21 protein-coding genes are annotated in these 21,598 nt (G+C 54.4%); 9 read left to right on the top strand and 12 right to left on the bottom strand.

Annotation, left to right across the window (positions count from 1 at the left end):
- Positions 1-184: 184 nt before the first annotated feature.
- Complete coding sequence (infC, locus tag NeNHUV3_RS03030; RefSeq protein ID WP_391483162.1) at positions 185-730, bottom strand: translation initiation factor IF-3; 546 nt, start codon at positions 728-730, stop codon at positions 185-187.
- Between the two features lie 226 nt (positions 731-956).
- Here infC and NeNHUV3_RS03025 point away from each other — a divergent pair, with 226 nt between their 5' ends.
- Positions 957-1,802 carry a hypothetical protein gene (locus NeNHUV3_RS03025; protein ID WP_391482415.1) on the top strand — a complete coding sequence of 282 codons (846 nt, stop codon included), beginning with the start codon at positions 957-959 and terminating at the stop codon, positions 1,800-1,802.
- Positions 1,803-1,886: 84 nt separating this feature from the next.
- Here NeNHUV3_RS03025 and NeNHUV3_RS03020 read toward each other — a convergent pair whose 3' ends face one another.
- The 5 genes from NeNHUV3_RS03020 to cysG all read right to left on the bottom strand — a co-directional run bounded on the left by NeNHUV3_RS03020 (position 1,887) and on the right by cysG (position 6,602).
- On the bottom strand, positions 1,887-2,750 hold the full coding sequence (locus NeNHUV3_RS03020; RefSeq protein WP_370726274.1) for a ferredoxin--NADP reductase: 864 nt from the start codon (positions 2,748-2,750) through the stop codon (positions 1,887-1,889).
- Between the two features lie 62 nt (positions 2,751-2,812).
- Complete coding sequence (locus tag NeNHUV3_RS03015) at positions 2,813-3,223, bottom strand: DUF934 domain-containing protein (RefSeq protein WP_391482413.1); 411 nt, start codon at positions 3,221-3,223, stop codon at positions 2,813-2,815.
- 12 nt (positions 3,224-3,235) lie between these two features.
- Positions 3,236-4,900 (bottom strand): nitrite/sulfite reductase, encoded by a 1,665-nt coding sequence (locus NeNHUV3_RS03010; protein ID WP_391482411.1) that lies wholly within the window; start codon positions 4,898-4,900, stop codon positions 3,236-3,238.
- The gene (locus NeNHUV3_RS03005; protein ID WP_341247050.1) at positions 4,900-5,202 is read right to left on the bottom strand and encodes a DUF2849 domain-containing protein; all 303 of its coding nucleotides are present in this window, start codon (positions 5,200-5,202) and stop codon (positions 4,900-4,902) included. Before NeNHUV3_RS03005 ends, NeNHUV3_RS03010 begins: the two co-directional genes overlap by 1 nt.
- Entirely contained in the window at positions 5,199-6,602 is a 1,404-nt protein-coding gene (gene cysG, locus NeNHUV3_RS03000) for a siroheme synthase CysG (RefSeq protein WP_391482408.1), read from the bottom strand. The genes NeNHUV3_RS03005 and cysG overlap by 4 nt, the downstream gene beginning before the upstream one ends.
- Before the next feature lie 142 nt (positions 6,603-6,744).
- Between cysG and NeNHUV3_RS02995 the strand changes: the two genes are divergently transcribed.
- Entirely contained in the window at positions 6,745-7,206 is a 462-nt protein-coding gene (locus NeNHUV3_RS02995) for an Lrp/AsnC family transcriptional regulator (protein ID WP_391482406.1), read from the top strand.
- Between the two features lie 17 nt (positions 7,207-7,223).
- Here the strand turns inward: NeNHUV3_RS02995 and NeNHUV3_RS02990 are convergent, their stop codons facing one another.
- Positions 7,224-8,393: a cytochrome P450 gene (locus NeNHUV3_RS02990; RefSeq protein WP_391482405.1), complete on the bottom strand. Its 1,170-nt coding sequence runs from the start codon at positions 8,391-8,393 to the stop codon at positions 7,224-7,226.
- Between the two features lie 61 nt (positions 8,394-8,454).
- Between NeNHUV3_RS02990 and NeNHUV3_RS02985 the strand changes: the two genes are divergently transcribed.
- From NeNHUV3_RS02985 to NeNHUV3_RS02965, 5 genes are all read left to right on the top strand, one after another.
- Complete coding sequence (locus NeNHUV3_RS02985; RefSeq protein ID WP_391482404.1) at positions 8,455-10,257, top strand: ATP-binding protein; 1,803 nt, start codon at positions 8,455-8,457, stop codon at positions 10,255-10,257.
- Positions 10,254-11,474 (top strand): sigma-54-dependent transcriptional regulator, encoded by a 1,221-nt coding sequence (locus NeNHUV3_RS02980; RefSeq protein WP_391482403.1) that lies wholly within the window; start codon positions 10,254-10,256, stop codon positions 11,472-11,474. Before NeNHUV3_RS02985 ends, NeNHUV3_RS02980 begins: the two co-directional genes overlap by 4 nt.
- A gap of 223 nt (positions 11,475-11,697) precedes the next feature.
- Positions 11,698-12,699 (top strand): DctP family TRAP transporter solute-binding subunit, encoded by a 1,002-nt coding sequence (locus tag NeNHUV3_RS02975; protein WP_391482402.1) that lies wholly within the window; start codon positions 11,698-11,700, stop codon positions 12,697-12,699.
- 134 nt (positions 12,700-12,833) lie between these two features.
- Positions 12,834-13,520, top strand: coding sequence for a TRAP transporter small permease (locus NeNHUV3_RS02970; RefSeq protein ID WP_048598025.1), 687 nt, complete (start codon positions 12,834-12,836; stop codon positions 13,518-13,520).
- A 3-nt stretch (positions 13,521-13,523) separates the two neighbouring features.
- Positions 13,524-14,900, top strand: a complete 1,377-nt coding sequence (locus NeNHUV3_RS02965) for a TRAP transporter large permease (protein ID WP_048598027.1) — start codon at positions 13,524-13,526, stop codon at positions 14,898-14,900.
- A 90-nt stretch (positions 14,901-14,990) separates the two neighbouring features.
- Here the strand turns inward: NeNHUV3_RS02965 and tpiA are convergent, their stop codons facing one another.
- Complete coding sequence (gene tpiA, locus NeNHUV3_RS02960; RefSeq protein WP_391482400.1) at positions 14,991-15,743, bottom strand: triose-phosphate isomerase; 753 nt, start codon at positions 15,741-15,743, stop codon at positions 14,991-14,993.
- 115 nt (positions 15,744-15,858) lie between these two features.
- On the opposite strand from tpiA, the gene NeNHUV3_RS02955 reads away from it, so the two are divergent.
- Positions 15,859-16,791, top strand: a complete 933-nt coding sequence (locus tag NeNHUV3_RS02955) for an isopenicillin N synthase family dioxygenase (RefSeq protein WP_391482398.1) — start codon at positions 15,859-15,861, stop codon at positions 16,789-16,791.
- Positions 16,792-16,809: 18 nt separating this feature from the next.
- On the opposite strand, the gene NeNHUV3_RS02950 is transcribed toward NeNHUV3_RS02955, so the two are convergent.
- From NeNHUV3_RS02950 to rimK, 3 genes are all read right to left on the bottom strand, one after another.
- Entirely contained in the window at positions 16,810-17,175 is a 366-nt protein-coding gene (locus tag NeNHUV3_RS02950; RefSeq protein ID WP_048598033.1) for an iron-sulfur cluster assembly accessory protein, read from the bottom strand.
- A gap of 25 nt (positions 17,176-17,200) precedes the next feature.
- Positions 17,201-17,563 (bottom strand): SUF system Fe-S cluster assembly protein, encoded by a 363-nt coding sequence (locus NeNHUV3_RS02945; protein ID WP_048598035.1) that lies wholly within the window; start codon positions 17,561-17,563, stop codon positions 17,201-17,203.
- Positions 17,564-17,742: 179 nt separating this feature from the next.
- Positions 17,743-19,137 (bottom strand): 30S ribosomal protein S6--L-glutamate ligase, encoded by a 1,395-nt coding sequence (rimK, locus tag NeNHUV3_RS02940; protein ID WP_391482396.1) that lies wholly within the window; start codon positions 19,135-19,137, stop codon positions 17,743-17,745.
- A gap of 163 nt (positions 19,138-19,300) precedes the next feature.
- Here rimK and tgt point away from each other — a divergent pair, with 163 nt between their 5' ends.
- Positions 19,301-20,431 carry a tRNA guanosine(34) transglycosylase Tgt gene (tgt, locus tag NeNHUV3_RS02935; RefSeq protein WP_391482394.1) on the top strand — a complete coding sequence of 377 codons (1,131 nt, stop codon included), beginning with the start codon at positions 19,301-19,303 and terminating at the stop codon, positions 20,429-20,431.
- A 90-nt stretch (positions 20,432-20,521) separates the two neighbouring features.
- On the opposite strand, the gene dctP is transcribed toward tgt, so the two are convergent.
- Positions 20,522-21,589: a TRAP transporter substrate-binding protein DctP gene (gene dctP / locus NeNHUV3_RS02930; protein WP_391482392.1), complete on the bottom strand. Its 1,068-nt coding sequence runs from the start codon at positions 21,587-21,589 to the stop codon at positions 20,522-20,524.
- Positions 21,590-21,598: the final 9 nt, after the last annotated feature.

Raw genomic sequence — 21,598 nt, 5'->3', positions numbered from 1 at the left:
GGGGCCTCCACAGATCAGATATGTTCTTTGGCGGTAGCCTAGTGTGGCAGCCAGCGGACAGCAAGCGCAACGAATGGACCAAGAATGGGGCAAATGCTGGACAAAGAAAAAGCCCCCACGCGGTTGGCGTTGGGGGCTTTTTGATCGGTGTTGCAGTCTGTTGAACCGCAAATAAGGTCGTCGCTTATTTCGGCAAAGGTCCGATAAGCATGACCATCTGACGGCCTTCCATTTTTGGGAAGTTTTCTACTTTGCCGTGCTCTTTTGTGTCTTCTGCAACGCGCTCAAGCAATTCACGTCCAAGGTTTTGGTGCGCCATTTCGCGGCCACGGAAACGCAGCGTGATTTTTACTTTGTCGCCGTTTTCCAAAAACTTGAAAACATTACGCATTTTGACGCTGTAATCATTGGTGTCAGTATTCGGACGGAACTTGACCTCTTTGATCTCAATCGTCTTTTGTTTCTTTCGCGCTTCGGATTCACGTTTTTGCAGCTCGTATTTATACTTGCCGAAATCCATAATCTTGCAGACGGGTGGGTTCGCGTTTGGCGAAATCTCAACCAGATCGAGACCAGCTTCTTCGGCCAATGCCATGGCTTTCGCGGGTGAAACAACGCCGCCGTTTTCACCATCAGCGCCAATCAGGCGAATTTCGAGTGCTTTGATGCGGTCATTGACGCGGGGGCCGGTGTCGCGCTGTGGAGGCGCATTATGTGGTCTGCGGGCTATGGGTTCATTCCTTAAATGGTTGGTCGTAATTTCTAGTTGCGCAAACTAGGCGTTAAAGTCGCGCGCTTCAAGCGGCAAATGCGTGTTTGCAAAGGGTGTTTAGCGTATTTCCGGCTGTTGTGGCGTTTTGTGGCTTGTGTCCTTTTCAAGCTGGCGTGAGCGTGTGATATGTGGAGCACTGCTCTGCGGAGTTAACGAGTGTTTTGTGAATGGGGACGTGACGCAAATGAATAAATTAGTATTGGGTGCCGGCGCGGTGGTGATTGCGGTGGCGGGCTATGTTTGGGTGTCTGGCTCAAACGTGGAAGAGGTTGCGGATAGTGCGACTGGCGCTGCTGAGACTGCTGTTGAAACCACAACCGAAACCGTAAGCGAGGGCGCAACAGCTGCCACTGAAACGGTAACTTCTGCAACAGACAGTGCGACCGCTGCGGTTGAAAGTGTTGTTGAGGAAGCCAAAACGGCTGTGGATGATGCTGTGGACACGGCAAAAGCCAAAGCAGAAGAGGCCGTTGAAGCTGCAAAAGAAGCTGCGGAAAATGCGGTGTCCGATGCGTTGGGGCTTGCGGGTGACGGTACAGATGCGGCGGCTGATCTGACCGAAGCAGCGACTGACGCTGTTTCTGGTGCAGTGACAGACGCAACCGAAGGTGCTGCAAATCTTTTGGAAGGCGCGACCGAGGCCGCGTCTGACGCGAGCAACACCGTGGCGGATGTGGCTGCAGAATCCGTGGATGCAGTTTCTGACACGGCCACTGATGTTGTAGAGGGCACAGAGGACGCGGTGTCGCAAACTGTGGAAGAGACCAGTGAAGCGGTAGAGACAGCAACTGACGCGGCTCCTGAAACGATCGCCGAGGCAAGCCCGACTGCAGAAGTTGATCCTGTCGGACTGGGTGATCTGCTAACGGCTGAAGGGCTGAATACGGACGCGGCGCTGCAACTTGTTGAGGGTTCAGAGATTTCTGGATTTGCGAAAACAGCGTTGAAAACTCTGATTGAGCAGGCGGAGAATAATCCTGAAATGGCCAACCAAGTTATCGATGCCATCAAAGCGCAGATCGGTGGATAGGCTGTTTTGATTGGTGAAATAGAAAAGGCCGCAGAACTCTGCGGCCTTTTTTAACAATGACTTACTGATAGTTTTTAATGTTGATCAGCCAACAAACGCTTTTTCGACCACGTAGTGTTTCGGATCAGAATTAGCACCTTCCTCAAGCCCGTGGCTTTCGAGGATTTCTTTGATATCCACATTAAGCCCCATAGACCCACATACCATGGCGCGGTCCGTTTCGGCCGACAGACCATCTTCAATGCCGAGGTCTTTGAAAACCGTCCCGTCCTTCAAAAGGTCGGTGATGCGGCCCATCTTTGGGCTCTGCTCACGGGTTGTGGTTGGGTAGTAAACCAGCTTGGCAAGGTTCTCTTCACCAATCAACTCGACCAGTAGCTCGTCTGTTTTGATGCTCTCAATCAGATCTGCGCCATAGGTAAGCTCGGCTACATCGCGGCAGGTGTGCGTGACGATGACTTGGTCATACAGCTCATACGTCTCCGGATCGCGCAGCAAAGATGCGAAAGGCGCAAAGCCTGTCCCTGTTGAAAAGAACCAAAGACGCTTACCTGGCAGCAGGGCGTCGTGAACGAGCGTACCTACAGGTTTGGGGCGCAAAATGATTTCATCGCCTACCTGAACGTGCTGAAGTTTCGACGTCAGTGGTCCGTCCTGAACTTTGATCGAGTAGAACTCCAACTCCTCGTCCCAGCTGGGTGATGCGATGGAGTAAGCACGCAAGAGCGGGCGCTGTTTGCCGGTTTTTGGGTCCGGATCGCCCATCAAGCCGATCATGACAAACTCGCCAGAGCGGAACCGAAGCGACGCAGGGCGTGTGACACGGAACGAAAACAGCCGGTCGGTGTAATGCTTAACGGCTGTCACGACTTGCGCGTCGGGAAGGGTTGGTGTGGCCTTTGCGGCGGGTGCGTCGGTCATGGGTGTTTGATCATTCATAAGTGTCATTGCGCGGGTCATGCCCACGCGTCCTGTCATAGTCGTTGATTTGGATCAGTTAAAGGCGCTGTTTAGCCGCGTAGGCGGGCTTGGTAGTCGTGCTCGGTCCAATTTGCGCGAAAAAGCCACTCTGCTTCGGGTTGGCGGGCGGCGAGGGCGTCATCAATTTCGACCTCGTCAAAACCAACGCGGCGGGCCATGGCGTATTGATCCGAGATCACATGACCTTTGGCGCGCAAATGACCTTTGTAGCCCATCCGGCGCAATTCGGCGGCAATGGAAAAGCCACGCCCGTCCGCAAAACTGGGAAAGTCTACGCGGATTAGGCTTAGCCCCTCAAGACGCGCGCGCAGGTCTTCTGGCTCTGCGTCTGACGGCAGGTCGACGCCCGCGCAATCATTTGCTGGCAGGCTATCGAGGGTGCAAAATCCGCCGTCCCAGTCGTCTGCGGCAAAGCCGCTATCGGTTACAATTACTGTCATAATATCCGGTCCTTATGCCGCTGATGCTTTGCTGTCGGGATAAAGCGCCGCTTTGAACGGCCCCATGCCAACACGGCGGTATGTTTGTAAAAATGTCTCTGCTTTTTCGCTGCGCACATCGAGGTATGTCTCGATGATCCGCTCGATTGCTGGCACCAGCGCCTCGGCGCTAAAGCCCGGACCTGCGCGCTCACCAATGGCCGCATCTTCGGACCCGTCACCACCCAAGGTGATCTGGTAGTTTTCGACGCCGGCGCGGTCTAAACCCAGAATGCCGATATGGCCCACGTGGTGGTGACCACAGGCGTTGATGCAGCCAGAGATTTTGATCTTTAGCGCACCAATTTCATGCTCAAGCTTCAACTCGTCAAAACGCTCAGCAATTTCTTGCGCGACAGGGATCGAACGCGCAGTAGCTAGCGCGCAATAATCCATGCCGGGGCACGCGATGATGTCACTGATCAGGCCAATGTTTGCTGTCGCCAAATCTGCCTCACGCAAGGCCGCATAGAGGGCGGGCAGGTCTGATTGGCGCACGTGGGGCAGGATAACATTCTGCTCATGGCTGATGCGCAACTCGTCATGGCCATAAGTTTCTGCCAACTCTGCCATGACGCGCATCTGATCCGCGGATGCGTCACCCGGTGTCGCGCCGTGCTTTTTCAAACTGATCGAGACAATTGCGTAGCTGTCGTTTTTGTGCGCGGTGATATTTGTGTCCAACCAGCTTGCGTAAGCGGGGTTGGCCAGACGCATGGCTGTGTGCGCGTCAACGGGCGCATTGCGATAAGCTGGCGCGCCGAAGTTTTGTTGAATTTGTGCAAATAGATCGCGATCAACACCTTTGAACGTAGGTTTGATTTGTTCGAAACGTGTAAGGACGCGTGCACGGATATCATCGATACCATGCTCGTGAACTGTGATTTTGATGCGTGATTTATATTTATTATCGCGGCGTCCAAGACGGTTCCAAACATTGACCGTGGCTTCAACAAACGGCAGCAAATCCGCCTTTGGCAAAAATTCTGCAAGTGTTTTGCCAATCATCGGGGTGCGGCCCAAGCCGCCGCCAACAATAATTTTGTAGCCGATTTCGCCATCTTTTTCGACGATCTGAATGCCAATATCATGGGCGCGAATGACAGCGCGGTCCGCTGAAGAGCCCGTCACTGCAAGCTTGAACTTACGCGGCAAAAACTGAAATTCGGGGTGATCTGTTGACCACTGACGCAGCAGTTCCGCTGTTGGGCGCGGATCTTCTATCTCATCCGCCGCAGCGCCTGCAAAGTGGTCTGCGGTAACGTTACGAATGGTGTTGCCGCTTGTTTGTAGTGCGTGCATCTCCACCTCGGCCAAACGGTCAAGGATGTCAGGAACGTCCTTCAGTTTTGGCCAATTGTACTGGATATTTTGGCGTGTAGTGAAGTGACCATACCCTTTGTCGAACGTGTCGGCGATCATCGCAAGTTGGCGCATTTGGGCACCGTTTAGCGTACCGTAGGGAATCGCAACGCGCAGCATGTAGGCGTGAAGTTGCAGGTAGAGACCGTTCATAAGGCGAAGTGGTTTGAACTCATCCTCTGTGAGGGCGCCAGAAATACGGCGTTCAACCTGTGCGCGAAACTGGGCATTCCGTTCTGCGACGAAAGCCGCGTCAAAATCGTTGTACTGATACATTATGACAACTCCACTTGCTTGCCGTGTGCGTAATTGGATGGGCCGCGTGTGCGGAATTCTTCTCGGAAATGAGTTGGGGCAGGGCCATCGTCCGTAATGGCAACATCCGCGAGGTACACACCCACCGCGACTGCGGGCTGGCTGCTTGCGGTCAAAAGCTGTTCTTGCGCAACGGCTTCATCTTCAAACACTTCGGCGCTTGATAATGTGCGAACCCAAGTGCCTTCAGGTGACCAATAGATGACATCGCCTTCCAGAAGCGCGTTGGCGGTAATAACTTTTGGGGTGAAGCTGCGGCTCATTGGGCCACCTCCTGTATGGAAATATCTTGTGCCACTTGCAAAGCGGCGCGTGGTGCGAGGCCAAGCAACATAAGCGCGGGGCCTGTTAAGTTGGCTGTCTCAAGGTCATCGGAAAGCGTCCCGAGGCTGCAGGTCAGTGTGCGTTGTTCCACGCGGCTGACGTTCTCGACGACGGTGATGGGCGTTTCAGGGTGCGCGCCATGCATCAAAAGGCGGCCCTGCACGAACCGCGCGGCGCGTTTGCCCATATAGATCGCGGCAACTTCGCCTGCACGTGACAACGCACGCCAATCGTGATCCGCATAACCTTTCATGTCGTGACCTGTGATGAATCGCACGGACCCATTTCGATCACGCTTGGTCAAGCTTTGGCCGATGCCAGCAACGGCAGCAGACGCGGCCGTAATACCGGGCACGATACGCCAAGACACGTCCGAAGCGTCACACGCGTCAATTTCTTCGTCCAGCCGCCCAAAAACTGTCGGATCACCGGACTTGAGGCGTACAACTTGGTGACCGTCCTTGGCGTGGCTGATAATAAGTTCGTTGATTTCAGATTGGCTCATCGCCTTGCCGAAACCTTCTTTTCCGGCGTCAATCATAACCGCTTCACGGCGTGCGAGCTCAAGAATTTCTGCGCTTACGAGGCGGTCATAAATCACGACGTCCGCTTTATCCAAAGCCTTGCGCGCTTTGAGCGTCAGCAGATCAGGATCGCCAGGACCAGCGCCGACAAGGTCAACATGACCCGCTTTTTCGCGCGTATCCGTCAGGTAGGTGTCTAGTAGATTGTTAAGTGCCGGCTGAACACCGCTTTCACCATATTCTTCAATGGCTTGAGGGCCTTTATTGAAGTAATACTCAGACCAGAAATCGCGCCGTTTACGACCCATCGGAAGTGCCTCAACAGCGCTGCGGAAAGACTTACCGATCCGCGCAAGCACACCCAAAGACGCAGGGAGTTTTGCTTCCAGATCCGCTTTGATCGCGCGGGCCAAAACCGGTGCTGCGCCTTCGGTACCGATGGCGATGGTAACCGGATCACGGTCAACGATCGCCGGTGTGATGAATTGGCTGCCATGTAAATTATCGACCATATTGACCCGCGCTCCATCGCGGTGGGCAAGTGCGGCCACCCGCGCATCTTCGGCGTCGTCACCGTTTGCCGCGTAAAACAGGACCGCGCACATGGCGTCTCCGGGCTCCATCGCGCGGCTGATTAATGTCAGTCGCCCTTCTTGGGCCCAAGCGCAGATTTCTGGTGCGGCGTCTTCTGCCACGACTGTTAAATTGGCCTCTGTTTTCAGCAATAATCGCAGCTTGGCTAGGGCTTCTTCACCGCCACCGGACAAGACAATCCGACGGCCTTCGACGGCGACGAATATGGGGAAATGCTTCATGGGGCGATGCTCCAGCTACTCAACTACCTCCCAATATAGTATATTTTCCCACTATTTTGCTATATGGTGGCTATACTAAGAATGTATGTTCTGTATATTTATCCTGTGCGGAAAGATTTAGTAGCTCGACAGGAAAAAGCAGATGGCTGTTCAGATAGACGACCTAGACCGGAAAATTCTCATACAGTTGCAGCAGGACGCGAGCCTGTCACTTGATGAAATTGCCGCAATAGTGGGCAGTTCCAAGACACCTGTGTGGAACCGGATTCGCAAAATGCGCAACGCGGGCGTCATTGGCACACAGACCGCGCGCCTTGACGCGGATGCCCTTGGTTTTGAGGCGTGCTTTTTTGTGTTGATCCGCACGTCCGAGCATGAAGCCGAATGGCAAGCTGCGTTTCTTAAGGCGCTCAAAGAGCGTCCCGAGGTGCAAGAAGCGCACAGGCTTGCAGGGGATATCGATTACATTTTGAAGGTCCGTGTTCAAAACGCGCGCGCCTACGATGCGTTCTATCAGGCACTTATCAGCGAAGTGCGCGTATTTAATGTCACGGCGCTTTTGAGCATGGAGGAAATCAAATCAACCAGCGCTCTGCCGCTGTGACTGTTGCGCAAAGCCACTTAGTCAGCACAGACAATTAGTTTGCTGAGCCCATGGAAATGATATGCCGGTTTATATTCTGGCCGCTCCGCGATGCGCAGCTTAGGGCACCGTTGAAACAAGGTCCCAAGCGCTATTTCCATTTCTAACCGCGCAAGCGGAGCACCGACGCAAAAATGAATGCCGCCTCCAAAAGATGTGTGCACTTTGCCTGACCGGTTTGGTTCAAAAACATGTGGGTCTTTGTAGACGTTCGGGTCGTGATTGGCGGCGCCTAACAGCAGTCCAACGGCATCGCCTTTCTTGAAGTCATGGCCAAAAACCTCAACGTCACATTTCGCCCATCTTTGGAACATGTGCAAAGGCGGATCAAACCGTAGGATTTCCTCCACGAGTGGGCCGATCGGAGTGCTTTCATTCGGAACATGTCCCGTTTCAAGACACGCCTTGATGCCATTCCCAAGCGAATGAACTGTTGCCTCGTGCCCTGCGTTTAACAGCAAAATACACGTGGTTATCATCTCGTCGGTTGAGAGTTTATCGCCGTCTTCTTCTGCTGCAATCAGTTCGGATATCAAATCATCTGCGGGCGTTGTGCGGCGCTCATTGATGTAGCTGCGCATGAACTCTGTGAATTCTGTTGCGGCTTGGGCCGCTTGCTCTTCGATTTCACGGGTCCGGCCTGCCACATACATGGCTACCATGGCGTGTGACCACCGCAAAAGTTGATCTGCCATGCTGTCGGGCACACCCAAAAGGCGGGCGATGACCAAAACGGGAATTGGGGTGGCGAAGTGTTCCAAGATGTCAAAATTGCCTTGCGGGAAAGCATCGATCTTTTGCGTTGCCAGTTGTTCGATCATCGGTGCCAGTGTTTTGATCCTGCGCGAGGTAAACCCATGCAGGACCAATTTACGCAGACGGGTATGGCGGGGTGGCTCCAGCTCCAACATCGAGTGGGCTTCCACAGCGTAAAACGCCTCGAGATAATCTGGTACGTCAAACTTGGGCCCCTCGCGGCCAAATTTTTTGTCGCGCAGCAACGCCGATACTGCCGCATGGCTACTGGCCACTGGCATATCAAACTCCTCCCAAAACACCAACTCACCCATCTGGCGGAGGCGGTCATAGAATGGGTAAGGGGCTGCGTTGAGGGCGGGGTCAGTAAGAGACTGCGAGATACGTTTCATTGCGATGACTAATCCCAAAGGGTCTGGCCATTGCAAGTACCATTTTCTAATGTCCTGAGAGATGAGCAGATTACTTTCCTCACGTTTGACTTTGCTGCTGGCGGTGCTGGCGCTGACGGCGGCCATTGGCGGGGCCGTCTATTTGCTTGGCTTGCGTCAGGGCATTGTCGATCTGTCCAAGCGCGGCACCTCTGATTTGTCTTTGGCGGCGGACCGTCTTACGACGCAGCTGCAACGCTACGGACAACTTGCGGTGCTTTTGACGGACCATCCTGCTGTACGCGCTACGTTTGAGGAACCCTTGCCGCGCAATGATCTGACGGGCCAAACCGCCGCCGAGGTGTTGCGCGCCACCGCTGATAAAACGGCCTCTGACAGTATTGCTGTGCTGGATCGCAACGGCACACCGATTTTGCGATCTGATGCTGAAGGTCTGGGTATTGAGCACGTTGAGCGGCCGTATTTCAAACGCGCGATGAGTGGTGCTTTGGGCAGCTATCATATGGTTGGTGACGATGGCCGGCGTTTGTTTTTATACGCAGCACCTGTTTTTTCAGCGCAGGGGCCGGTGCAGGGTGTCGTCTTGGTCGCCGCTGATATCGAAGTGATTGAACGGGACTGGCGCGGCGATACGGCGGCGGTATTTTTTACCGATGAGTTGGGCGTGGCGTTTGTGTCAAACCGGTCTGAGTTGGTGTTACGCCAGCTCGATGCGCGCGGGGGGCTGCGCAGTGGTACTGCGGAATATTCCCGTGACCGTTTGACGCCGTTTCCACAGATCAACATCGCAAAACTTGCAGGGCAGGAGGTCTGGGAGGTGCCGCTTGGCCCGTATATCCCCGAGCGCGCGCTTCACTTGGTGCAGCCCTTGCCGGTGATCGGACTGACCGGAGAGGCGTTGATTGATATTGCGCCGGTCATTCGGGTGGCGGGGCTACAAGCGGCTTTTGCTTGTGCGGTTGTTTTGTTGTCTGGCTTGGCGTTGGTGGCGTTGCAAGACCGCCGCCGCACGTTGGCCAAAGCGAATGCGGCCCTTGAAGACCGCGTGCACCGCCGTACTGCGGAATTACAGCGCGTAAACAGCAGCCTTCGCGCGCAAATCATGGAACGTGAAGAGGCAGAGTCTGCTTTGCGCCGCGCACAAGCGGACTTGGTCGAGGCGGGCAAGCTAAGTGCTTTGGGGCAGATGTCTGCGGGCATCAGTCATGAGCTAAATCAACCGTTGATGGCAATTGGCAGTTTCGCGGAAAACGGACAGGCGTTTTTGGCCAAGGGGGACGCGGAAACCGCCGCGCAAAACCTGAGCCGCATTGCGGAGTTGTCGCGCCGTGCGGGAAGGATCATTAAAAACCTTCGCGCTTTTGTCCGCAACGAATCCGAGCCGCTGTCAGATGTGGTCCTGCGCGACGTGTTGGATGCCGCGCTTGATCTATTGGGGCCGCGTATCACGACCGATGCCGTAGCGATTGAGATTGATGACGCCGTGCCATCGGCCAGTGTGCGTGCAGGCGACGTGCGGCTTGAACAGGTTTTTGTGAACCTGATCGGCAATGCGCTGGATGCGATGAGCGATCAGGCCGAACGCAAACTACACATTTCGATCAGTGTCCCCGAGCCGTCGTCCGACAGCATTAGCATTGCGTTTCATGACAGTGGCCCGGGTCTTGATGGGCCAGACCGAATATTTGAGCCTTTCTATACCACCAAAAAAGTTGGTGAGGCCCAAGGTATGGGGCTTGGTCTTTCGATTTCATATGGGTTAATTCAATCCTTCGGCGGGCAAATCAAAGGCAGCAACCATCCAGCGGGGGGCGCTGTTTTGACTGTCACTCTTCCACGGATTGAACAGGTTAAGGCTGCATGAACACCCCAGTTTTGATTATTGATGATGATGCTGACGTGCGGGACGCATTAGGCCAGACATTGGCCTTGCGCGATTTCGCACCGATCGCATGCAGCTCATTCGTAGCGGCTAAAGATCACATTGCGCGTGGCTTTGCGGGCATCATCGTGACGGATATCCGGATGCCCGGGCGTGATGGCTATCACGTTTTGGACTACACGCGCAGTATTGATCCTGACTTGCCCGTAATCTTGCTGACCGGTGAGGCCGATGTGCCCAAAGCCGTACAGGCTATTCAGCTTGGCGCGTTTGGCTTTTTGGAAAAACCCTGCGCGGCAGATATCCTTTGCGCGGAAGTCACAAGGGCGGTGGCGCACCGAACGGCTGCGTTGAATTTGCGCGCACACAGAGCAGCCCAAGAAGCCGGTGACGCAGCGGCGCGGATGTTGGCGGGGGCGTCGGCGCAATCGATGGCGATGCGTCATCAAGTGCGCCGCGTTGCAGCCACTAAAGGTGATGCGCTTATCACAGGTGAGTTGGGGGTCGGCACCTCGCGTGTAGCGGAAGTTATCCACTTGCTGGCTGCAGGGTCTGACGCGCCGTTTGTAAAGCGCGTCAGTGGCGGATTAAGTGAGGCAGATGCCCATAAAGCGATTGAGGCGGCAAAGGGAGGCAGCCTGTTTTTGGATGAAGTCTGGGCACTAAGCCATTCTACTCAGGCAATTTTTGCCGAAACCACGGCGCCGATGCGCTTGATTGTTGCCAGTTCGCGTGATCTGCGAGCCGAAGTGGCGGGCGGGCATTTCAACAGCGAGCTATTTTACCGCACCGAACTTCTGAGCGTGCATATTCCGCCGCTGCGGGAGCGCAAAGATGACATTCCGGTCCTGTTTCAGCACTATCTCGACCAAGCGTGTGAGCAAGGCGGTTTGGCACGTCCAGACGTGCCACCCCATGTGATTGCGCGCTTGATGGCCGATGACTGGGCAGGCAATGCGCGTGCACTTCAATCGGCAGCAATGCGCTATGCGCTTGGCGTCAGTGATCTGGCGGCGGGGGATGTGATGGGGCTGAGCGATCAGATGGCACAAGTTGAGCGATCTTTGTTGGATCAGGCGCTGCGGCGTCATGCTGGGCGCGCGGTTCATGTCGCAGAAACCCTGAAACTGCCCCGAAAAACTCTGTATGACAAATTAGCAAAACACGGGCTTAGGCCTGAGGATTACCGCACGGATTAGGCTGTGCGGATTCTCGCACGTGAGCGGTAACCGTTGTGCGAAATATCGCACAATGCTGCACGACGCACATCACATACATCCGTTAAGCTTTTGATAAATAAATATATATCTTATTTCATGTAGTGCGCTTGCGAGCCCTTTTGTTTGCCTTTCAACTATCGGTGATCGGTACGGCTTGGCCTGTGCTGTGACTTAAACGTTAAAGGTTCCAAGGGAGGATACCATGAAATTTCTTACTGCTGCTGCGACCGCTGTCGCGCTAAGCTTTAGTGCCACTGCTGGCCTTGCTGCATGTGACGACGGCGAGATCGTTATCAAGTTCAGCCACGTCACCAACACTGACAAACACCCCAAAGGTATCGCCGCGTCACTGCTTGAGCAGCGCGTCAACGACGAGATGAATGGCACAGCCTGCATGGAAGTGTTCCCATCCTCAACTCTCTACAACGATGATAAAGTTCTCGAAGCAATGCTTCAGGGTGATGTTCAGTTGGCCGCTCCGTCGCTGTCAAAGTTCGAGAAGTTCACAAAGCAATTCCGTATCTTTGATCTTCCGTTCATGTTCACAAACATCGAAGCAGTTGATGCGTTCCAAGGCTCGGCGACTGGCCAAGCGATGAAAGACAGCATGCAGCGTCGCGGTTTGCAGGGCCTTGCGTTCTGGCACAACGGCATGAAGCAAATGTCTGCCAACACACCATTGGTTCAGCCAACAGACGCGAACGGCCTGAAGTTCCGTGTTCAGTCATCTGACGTTTTGGTTGCACAGATGGAAGCAATCGGTGGCTCACCCCAGAAAATGGCGTTTTCTGAAGTATACGGCGCACTGCAGCAGGGCGTTGTAGACGGTCAAGAAAACACATGGTCAAACATCTTTGGCCGTAAGTTCTTCGAGGTACAGGACGGTATCACCGAAACCAACCACGGCATCATCGACTACCTCGTTGTGGCAAGTGTTGACTGGCTCGACAGCCTCGATGCAGACGTACGTGACCAATTCTTGACGATCCTCGAAGAAGTCACAGAAGCACGCAACAAAGAGTCGTTTGCAGTGAACCAATCTGCACGTCAGTCAATCATCGATGCCGGTGGCACCGTTCGTGAGCTGACTGCAGAGCAGCGTCAGGCATGGGTCGATGCGATGAAGCCAGTTTGGGCGCAATTCGCAGGTGACGTAGGCCAGGAAAACATCGACGCAGCACAGGCGATCAACGCAGGTCTGTAAGACGATCCCAAAGTGCCCCCGCCTGACGAGTGTCGGGCGGGGGCATTAATTTATCCCGACATCAATCTTGGTCGTCCGCAAACGGGCGCAGGATGTGTCGTGTATCAAGTCACAATTCAAAAGGGGGACGCGGCGTGTCTCAAGGCGCATCAAAGACGTCGGGCGGGTTCATTGATACATTGGAAGAAACGCTGATCGCGGCTCTGCTTGGAGCCATGACAGTTGTGACTTTTGCTAATGTGATCGCTCGTTTTGTATTCAATTCTAACATTTTGTGGGCGCTGGAGCTTACAGTGTTTCTGTTCGGTTGGCTGGTTTTGCTGGGCGCAAGCTATGCCGTAAAGAAAGGCGCACACCTTGGGGTGGACGCGTTGGTAAACATTTTGTCGCCAGCTGCGCGGCGGATCGTCGGGCTGATTGCGGCTGCTGCGTGTTTGCTCTTTTGCCTTTTGTTGCTGAAAGGCTGCTATGATTACTGGGCGGTGTTTGCGGATTTGCCACCAACTACTGGGCGCTGGTTCCCAACAGGGTTTGAGGAAAAGTTCCGTAGCCAGTCTTTTTACGAAGTCGACGATATTCCCATGATTGCGCCGTTCCGTTGGCTCGAAGGGGCAATCAATTACAACGAAGCCTATGAGAAGATCCCCAAAGCGATCCCGTATTTTGTACTGCCGTTGTCTGCGTCACTTTTGATGCTGCGGTTCGTACAAGTGACCTTGCGGATTTGGCAGGGCACAGAGGACCGTTTGGTTGCAAGCCACGAGCTTGATGAAGACGAAATCTCCGAAGCGGCCGAACGCGCCGATAAGCTAGAGGGCTAAATTATGGACGTCATTCTTCTATTTAGCATGGTCATCGGCCTGCTGATGATCGGTGTGCCAATTGCGGTGTCTCTCGGTCTGTCCTCCACGCTCTTTTTGCTGTGGTTCTCGGACACATCTTTGGCCTCTGTGGCGGGCACATTGTTCGAGGCGTTCGAAGGTCACTTCACGCTGTTGGCGATCCCGTTTTTCATCCTTGCCTCGTCATTCATGACCACAGGCGGCGTTGCGCGGCGGATCATTCGCTTCTCGATTGCGTGTGTGGGCCATTTGCCCGGCGGCTTAGCGATTGCGGGTGTTTTTGCGTGTATGCTTTTTGCAGCACTCTCAGGCTCGTCTCCGGCGACGGTTGTGGCCATTGGCTCTATCGTTATCGCGGGTATGCGTCAGGTGGGCTACACCAAGGAATTTGCGGCCGGTGTTATTTGTAACGCGGGCACGCTTGGTATCTTGATCCCACCATCCATCGTTATGGTTGTATATGCTGCAGCCGTTGAGGTCTCAGTAGGCCGGATGTTCCTTGCGGGGGTGATCCCGGGCTTGATGGCTGGCTTGATGTTGATGGTCACCATTTACGTGATGGCAAAGGTCAAAAACCTGCCCCAAGGTGAGTGGCAAGGCTGGGGCGAGGTGTTTACTGCGGCGCGTGAAGCGGGCTGGGGTTTGTTCCTGATCGTCATCATTTTGGGCGGTATCTACGGCGGTGTCTTTACGCCCACAGAAGCGGCGGCCGTTGCAGCGATCTACTCGTTCGTGATCGCTTGTTTTGTGTACCGTGACATGGGACCACTTGCGACAACGGGCCCTGAGGCGAACACATCTTTGTTCCGCAAACCATGGGCTTTGGTCACAGCGATGATCCACCCGGACACCAAGCAGACCTTGTTCGATGCAGGCAAGCTGACGGTTACGCTTTTGTTCGTGATTGCGAATGCGCTGATCTTGAAGCACGTGCTAACGGACGAACAAGTTCCGCAGACAATCGCGGGTGCTATGCTGGATGCGGGTTTTGGACCGGTGATGTTCTTGGTGATTGTGAACATCATCCTGCTTATCGGCGGTCAGTTCATGGAGCCATCAGGCTTGCTCGTCATTGTGGCACCACTGGTGTTTCCCATCGCGATCGAGTTGGGCATTGACCCTATCCACCTTGGGATCATCATGGTCGTCAACATGGAGATCGGGATGATTACACCACCTGTTGGTTTGAACCTCTTTGTGACCTCAGGTGTGGCCAAGATGCCGATGATGGCTGTGGTGCGCGCTGCTCTGCCATTCCTTGCAGTGTTGTTCGTGTTCTTGATCATGGTCACATATATTCCGGCAATTTCCACATTCCTGCCAAATGCAGTGATGGGGCCGGAGTTGATCATCAAATAGCGATCAATCTTTGTCGGCCATTGAAAAGGCCCGCTGAGTGTTTCAGCGGGCCTTTTTGTTTATGCGATTTTGCATGCAGAGCGTTGCTAACTAAGCTGATGCCTCAAGAGCTGCTACAATCGGTGCAAAGTCTGCAGCCGTCAGCGACGCGCCACCAACCAATGCCCCGTCCACATTTGATGTTGCGAATATCTCCGCGGCGTTGGCTGCTTTGACGGAGCCGCCGTAAAGAAGACGGATCGCACCGGCGGTCTGTGTCCCAAAGCGGTCTGTAAGCTCAGCGCGCATGAAGTCATGCACCTCAGCGATTTGGTCCAATGACGCGACTTTGCCAGTTCCGATGGCCCAGACTGGCTCATAGGCGATTACAAGGTTGGCGCCGGTTGCTTCTTCGGGCACTGATCCGGCCATTTGGGAGGCCAACACGGTGAGGGTCTGTCCTGTCTCGCGTTGCTCAAGTGTCTCGCCAATGCACACAATCGCCGTTAGCGAGGCGTCCCATGCCGCCAGTGTTTGACCCAGAACATCAGCATTTGTCTCGCCGTGGTCTGTGCGGCGCTCCGAATGGCCCGTGATGACATACTGCGCACCCGCATCGGCGATCATTTTTGCGCTTATGTCGCCGGTGTGCGCACCGGTTTGATTTGCGTGGCAGTATTGGCCACCTACCTCAAGCGCGCCTGTCGCAGCACGCTCTACCATCGGGGCCAAAAGGGTCGCAGGCGGGCACAAAACCATATCCACAGAAGGATCAGGATGAGCTTTCAAAAGGGCATCGACTTGCGCCAAATCCGCGCGCGTCCCGTTCATTTTCCAATTACCTGCGGCCAATTTACGTCTCATGTCGCACCCTTCTTACATCGTCGTTAAACCATACGAACGGGTGTGGCCTGTGCGCCGCGTTGCGTCAAGCGCCGCTTGGATGTAGCAACGCAAACAGACAGAAGTGAGTAGCGTGATGATCCCCAAAATTGATGCCCAAGCATTGTTCGCCGCAGATAAAGAGGCGCTTGATGCAGTGCGCAGAGCCGCTGAGACCACGGGATTTATGACGCTGCACAACACGGCCCTATCAGGTGCCGAGGTTGCTGCTGTAATTGAGAGCTATCGTCAATTCTTTAAGCTGTCGGAGGCTGCCAAAGAACCAGTTGATATGGCTCAAACCGGATCAAACCGGGGATGGGGGCGTGCCGGATCAGAGCAGGTCGATCCAAACGCCAATCCTGATTATAAACAGTTCTTTGATTGCGGTGTGTCTGTGCCAAGTGACCATCCTTGGGCGGACAAACAGTTTTATGCGCCCAACAAATGGCCCGAGCAGCCAGCGGGTTTAGAGGTTGCACATTTCAGGGCAGACGTTCTGGCGTATTTCACCAAGGCGCGTGCAATATCTATGGATTTGCTCAGCGCACTTGCACGAGCGATTGGCGAGCCTGCCTCCTTTTTTGAGGATAAGTTCGACACTCCGATGGCGCTTTTGCGGGGTAACTATTACCCCGAACGCCCCGCGTGGGCGGGGGCAAAGGACTTCGGGATCGCGACACACACGGATTATGGCTGCCTTACGTTCTTGGCGCTTGATGGCAGTCCTGGGCTTGAGGTGCGCCAGCGTGGTGGCGGGTGGATCCCTGTACGCGCAGAACCGGGCACGTTCGTGATTAACTTTGGTGAGATGTTTGAAATGTGGACAAACGGACGGGTGAAAGCCACACCTCATCGTGTTGTCGGTGGTACGAACGAGCGTATTTCTATTCCGCTGTTCTTTAATCCAAACTATGACACCAACGTCGCTCCCATTGGATCAGGGCAGGTCATCCTTGCGGGGGAGCATCTAAGCGCGCGCTATAACGAGACCTACGTGCACTTACAGCAAACTACTGCGCGCGGTTAAGCCTGTCCGGAGGGCGTATCAAGCCTTGCCCGCTAGGGTCTCATCAAACTTGATACTTTCACCGCATCCGCAGGCATCCACAACGTTGGGGTTGCGGAACTTAAAGCCAGCTTCAAGCAGGCTGACTTCATAGTCGATTTCGGTGCCAAAAAGGAACATCTGCGCCATAGGGGCGATCATGACGCGCGCGCCGTCGATCTCAACGACTTCATCCATTGCGTTGATCTCTTTGACGTATTCCATGGTGTATTCCATTCCTGCACAACCGCCTTTCTTGACGCCTACGCGCAGGCCCTCTGTGCCGTCCTTTGCCATGAGCTTCACAATGTGAGCCACCGCAGCGGGTGTCAAAGAGACAGGAGGTTTTCCAGGAATGCCAAACATCAAAGTTTTCCTAAGCTAATGAAGGTTACATAAAGCCCAGTTCAAGGCGCGCTTCGTCGGACATCATGTCCATGCCCCACTGTGGCTCCCAGATCAGATCGACCTGAACTTGTTTGATGCCAGCCAGCGGTTCAATGGCATCTGCAACCCATCCAGGCATTTCGCCAGCAACAGGGCAGCCTGGTGCGGTAAGAGACATCAAAACATTCACTTCGTTCTCATCGTTGATCTCAATCGTGTAAACAAGACCGAGGTCGTAGATGTTCACGGGGATCTCTGGATCGTACACGCTGCGGCACGCTTCGACGACATTGTCATACAAAGGGTGATCCGTGCTTGACGGTTTGATGAGGGGAGTACCTTCCATCGGGGGTGTCGCGTCGGTCATAGTGGTCCGTTCGTGCTGTCTGAGGTGATATCTTACGGTTTAGATAGGGATTTGCATCCATCACGTCTAGGGGCTGAGGGCAGGTTTTGCCGCACAAAGGCTGTGCGATGATACGGACGGTCGTGGATTAGCCCACAAAAAGCGGCGTCATGTTGATTTAACACAGTGCACCGCAGGCATCAGTCAGTCTTACGTTTGCGGATGGGGACAGGGCGGACCCGCTTTTCAATAGAGTCGTAGAGCAAGCTTGCGATATTCTTGCCAGTGGCTGTCTCAATGCCTTCAAGGCCAGGTGATGAGTTCACCTCAAGCACTTTTGGCCCATCGGATGAGCGCAGCAGATCAACACCCGCAATCCCCAAGCCAAAAGTACGTGCTGCGCGTACAGCAACATCGCGTTCTTGTTTGGTGATGCGCACCACTTTAGCAGAGCCACCGCGGTGCAGGTTTGAACGGAAATCTCCATCCGCACCGGTGCGTTTCATTGCGGCAACCACACGCCCACCGATGACAAGACACCGAATGTCCTCACCGGCAGCTTCTTTGACAAAGTCTTGTACCAGAAAACTGGCCTTTAGGCCGCGGAAGGCATCAATCACGGATTCAGCGGCTTTTTTGGTTTCAGCAAGTACGACTCCTTTGCCTTGGGTCGACTCAAGCAGCTTCACAATAAGCGGTGCGGTTCCCACAAGGCCAATAAGGTTGGAGGTGTCCTTGGGGGAGGCCGCAAAGGCAGTTGTGGGCATCCCAATACGGGCACGGGCCAGAAGTTGGTGCGCGTATAGCTTATCCCGCGAAGAGGCGATCCCCTCTGCGCCGTTTACGCAATAGGTCCCAAGTGTCTCAAACTGACGGGTAATCGCCGTGCCGTAACTTGTGATTGAGGCCCCAATACGCGGAATTACCACATCAAAGCGCGGCAGACGCTTGCCGTCGTAGTAAACCTCGGGCGAGGTGGCGTTGATGGCCATGTAGCAACGGGTGGTGTCGATGATCTCAACACCGTGGCCGCGTTTTTCACCTTCCTCCACCAAACGTCGGGTGGAGTAGTTATCTTCACGGGACAAAACAGCAATGCGCAGCGCGCGCTTGGGCGCTGCTTCGCGTACTCTGGCAGAGGCGTATACATCATACGACAGCTCTGGCTGACAAAACCTGTCTGAGGGCGCAACGGTCAACCTGTCCCCAAGGGCCTGACGACCCAGCAACATATGATAGGACATATTCGTGCGGTTGGTGAGCGTGACCTCGATTGGCCACATTTCATCACCCATTTTGACATTAGTCTCGATGACGTAGCGCATTTCGCTTTCACCATTCGAGGATGTGACCTCGCGTTGATCCACAATGTCAGCGGAACACGCAATAACCAGATCTGGCCGCGCAGGAATAGGTTGCACCATAAAGCGCACACGCGGGCGGGTTCGGCCAAATGGCTCTATATCGAAGGCATGCAGCGCGGATGTTTTTGCGCCTGTGTCTACTTTTGCTTTTAGCGCAGGAAGGCCCAATTCAGGTAGCGAGAGCCATTCTTCCCAGCCTACGCGGATTTGGGTGTAGTCGGTGTCGGTCATGCTTAGCGCGTCCTCATTACTCAATGTGACCCGTAACAGGGTAACAGTCAGCCCGTACTCTCACAATCTTTGCTTGGCAATCACCTGTGTATCATCTGCAAACACTCTTGGGTTGCGGGCCGCTTTGGCCTAAAGAAGCGCAGAAATGGTAAGGGGCAATGATATGGCACAGACTTTCGGGTTTGATCTTCTGGCAACAGATGGGCGCGCACGCACGGGGCGTATCAGCACGCCGCGGGGCGATATCCGCACACCTGCTTTTATGCCCGTTGGCACGGCTGCAACAGTAAAAGCGATGATGCCCGAAAGTGTTGCGGCGACCGGTGCGGATATTTTGCTCGGCAATACGTATCACCTGATGCTGCGCCCCACGGCTGAGCGAATTGCGTCGCTTGGTGGGCTGCATAAGTTCATGAATTGGGACAAGCCCATTCTTACTGATAGCGGTGGGTTTCAGGTGATGAGCCTAGCTGATCTGCGCAAGCTGACAGAAGATGGCGTGACGTTCAAAAGCCATATCGATGGTTCCAAACATATGCTTAGTCCCGAACGCTCTATGGAAATCCAAAAGCTGTTGGGCAGCGATATTGTGATGTGCTTTGATGAATGTCCTGCACTGCCTGCAGACAAGGCGCGGATTGCACAAAGCATGGAATTATCGATGCGCTGGGCCAAACGCTCGCGGGATGCTTTTGGCGATCGTCCGGGGTATGCGCTTTTTGGTATCCAACAAGGTGGGCTTGAAGAGGATCTACGCGCGCAAAGTGCCGAGGCCCTGCGGGATATCGGCTTTGAAGGATATGCGGTTGGTGGTCTTGCTGTGGGAGAGGGACAAGAGGCGATGTTTGGTTGTCTTGATTTCGCACCTGAGCAACTGCCCAAGGATAAGCCGCGTTATTTGATGGGCGTTGGTAAGCCTGATGATATTGTGGGGGCTGTGAAGCGCGGCATTGATATGATGGATTGTGTTTTGCCATCACGCTCAGGGCGGACCGGACAGGTCTTTACCCGCCACGGGGTCGTGAACATCAAAAATGCACGGCACGCAGATGATCCGCGCCCGTTGGACGAACAATGTAGCTGTCCCGCCTGTCAGAAATACTCGCGCGCCTATTTGCACCATGTCTACCGCTCGCAAGAGATGATTTCGGGCATGCTGCTGACCTGGCATAACCTGCATTATTTCCAGCAGATCATGCAGGAAATGCGTGACGCCATCGCGGAGCAGCGTTTTGATGCATGGGAAAAAGGGTTTCACGAAGGGCGTGCCCAAGGTGATATTGAGCCGCTTTAAGAAAAAGTTGGCCACACACCCTTTGTAGAATGAAAAACGGCGGCTCCCAAAAGAAGCCGCCGTTTCGTGTTTTAAGCGCCTGCGCTGGGCTTATTGGATATCAGCTGCGCGGCCCGCGTTGATTTCAGCCTCAGCTTCAGCAACTGCTGTTTTGAGTGCGCTCAAGATGCGCTCACCGCCGTCAACGTTGTCAGTGAACCATGCTTGTACAGGCTCGGCTGCTGCGGCGAACGTAGCTTTTTCGGCTGGCGTCGGCACATACAGATCACCGCCACCTTCAACAAAGGCCGCGTAGGCCTCGATTGATTTACGCTTTGGTGAGGCAAATGTTGCCTGCTGCAGCGCATAGAAGCCATCCACAACCACGCGGCGCATGTCTTCTGGCATCGCCATGAACTTGTCGTTGCTCATCCACCACAGCGCACCCATGTAGGCGTGACCGTCAAGCGTGACGTATTGCAGGCCTGCATCGGGGAATTTCATGCCCATGATGTCGGTGATGCCGTTCTTTGATCCGTCCACAACACCAGTTTGGAATGACGTGAACAGCTCTGGCCACGGGATTGGCGTGGGGGACGCGCCAAGTGCACGAACCAGTTCTTGGGGAAGGTCTGCAACAACTGTGCGGATCTTGAGGCCGTCAAAATCTGCGGGCTCAGCCAAACGGCGTTTTGTGTTGGCAAAGTTGCGCCATCCGCCCGTGTTACCAATGGTCATCAGACGGATTTTATCGTCACTGTCCTCAAGGGCCATGTCGCGCATTGTGCGAACAAAATCACCAGACAGTACGTCTTCCGCGATACGGTCATCAGCCATCAGATAGGGAAGGTCGAGCACCTGCACATAGGGGAAGATGCTTGCAGCACCGCCGGACGTGGAGATGTAGACATCAATAGAGCCGTCAGCCACACCTTGCAGACACTCCGCGCCTTTTGAGCAAAGCTGTGTGCCGATGAACAATTCAACTTCGATTTTACCGTTTGAGGCTGCTTCGACGTAGTTTTTGAACACAACCAGACCGTCATAGTCTTCGTCGTTCTCGTTAGAGTTGGCGGTTGCACGGATTGTGTACTCCGCGTGACCTGCCGCATAGCTTGCAAGGCTTGAACCTGCGAGCATGGCTGCGCCCATCGCGGCGGTGGTAAGGTGTTTCAGCATGATGTTTCC

Origin of the sequence: Nereida sp. NH-UV-3 (genome assembly GCF_042939535.1) — a bacterium.
GTDB classification, from domain to species: Bacteria; Pseudomonadota; Alphaproteobacteria; order Rhodobacterales; family Rhodobacteraceae; genus Nereida; species Nereida ignava.
The sequence above is the reverse complement of the archived record's forward strand: the minus strand, read 5'-3'. Positions and strand labels throughout refer to the sequence as shown.

What these genes read in the sequence shown, in the direction of transcription:
- NeNHUV3_RS03010 (WP_391482411.1), bottom strand. Translation starts at nt 4,900, where the DNA reads ATGTATCAGTACAACGATTTTGACGCGGCTTTCGTCGCAGAACGGAAT.
- NeNHUV3_RS02995 (WP_391482406.1), top strand. Translation starts at nt 6,745, where the DNA reads ATGGCTGTTCAGATAGACGACCTAGACCGGAAAATTCTCATACAGTTG.
- tgt (WP_391482394.1), top strand. Translation starts at nt 19,301, where the DNA reads ATGGCACAGACTTTCGGGTTTGATCTTCTGGCAACAGATGGGCGCGCA.
- NeNHUV3_RS03015 (WP_391482413.1), bottom strand. Translation starts at nt 3,223, where the DNA reads ATGACAGTAATTGTAACCGATAGCGGCTTTGCCGCAGACGACTGGGAC.
- NeNHUV3_RS02985 (WP_391482404.1), top strand. Translation starts at nt 8,455, where the DNA reads ATGAGCAGATTACTTTCCTCACGTTTGACTTTGCTGCTGGCGGTGCTG.
- cysG (WP_391482408.1), bottom strand. Translation starts at nt 6,602, where the DNA reads ATGAAGCATTTCCCCATATTCGTCGCCGTCGAAGGCCGTCGGATTGTC.
- NeNHUV3_RS02945 (WP_048598035.1), bottom strand. Translation starts at nt 17,563, where the DNA reads ATGACCGACGCGACACCCCCGATGGAAGGTACTCCCCTCATCAAACCG.
- dctP (WP_391482392.1), bottom strand. Translation starts at nt 21,589, where the DNA reads ATGCTGAAACACCTTACCACCGCCGCGATGGGCGCAGCCATGCTCGCA.
- NeNHUV3_RS02990 (WP_391482405.1), bottom strand. Translation starts at nt 8,393, where the DNA reads ATGAAACGTATCTCGCAGTCTCTTACTGACCCCGCCCTCAACGCAGCC.
- NeNHUV3_RS02950 (WP_048598033.1), bottom strand. Translation starts at nt 17,175, where the DNA reads ATGTTTGGCATTCCTGGAAAACCTCCTGTCTCTTTGACACCCGCTGCG.
- rimK (WP_391482396.1), bottom strand. Translation starts at nt 19,137, where the DNA reads ATGACCGACACCGACTACACCCAAATCCGCGTAGGCTGGGAAGAATGG.
- NeNHUV3_RS02955 (WP_391482398.1), top strand. Translation starts at nt 15,859, where the DNA reads ATGATCCCCAAAATTGATGCCCAAGCATTGTTCGCCGCAGATAAAGAG.
- NeNHUV3_RS03005 (WP_341247050.1), bottom strand. Translation starts at nt 5,202, where the DNA reads ATGAGCCGCAGCTTCACCCCAAAAGTTATTACCGCCAACGCGCTTCTG.
- NeNHUV3_RS02980 (WP_391482403.1), top strand. Translation starts at nt 10,254, where the DNA reads ATGAACACCCCAGTTTTGATTATTGATGATGATGCTGACGTGCGGGAC.
- tpiA (WP_391482400.1), bottom strand. Translation starts at nt 15,743, where the DNA reads ATGAGACGTAAATTGGCCGCAGGTAATTGGAAAATGAACGGGACGCGC.
- NeNHUV3_RS02965 (WP_048598027.1), top strand. Translation starts at nt 13,524, where the DNA reads ATGGACGTCATTCTTCTATTTAGCATGGTCATCGGCCTGCTGATGATC.
- NeNHUV3_RS03025 (WP_391482415.1), top strand. Translation starts at nt 957, where the DNA reads ATGAATAAATTAGTATTGGGTGCCGGCGCGGTGGTGATTGCGGTGGCG.
- NeNHUV3_RS03020 (WP_370726274.1), bottom strand. Translation starts at nt 2,750, where the DNA reads ATGACACTTATGAATGATCAAACACCCATGACCGACGCACCCGCCGCA.
- NeNHUV3_RS02975 (WP_391482402.1), top strand. Translation starts at nt 11,698, where the DNA reads ATGAAATTTCTTACTGCTGCTGCGACCGCTGTCGCGCTAAGCTTTAGT.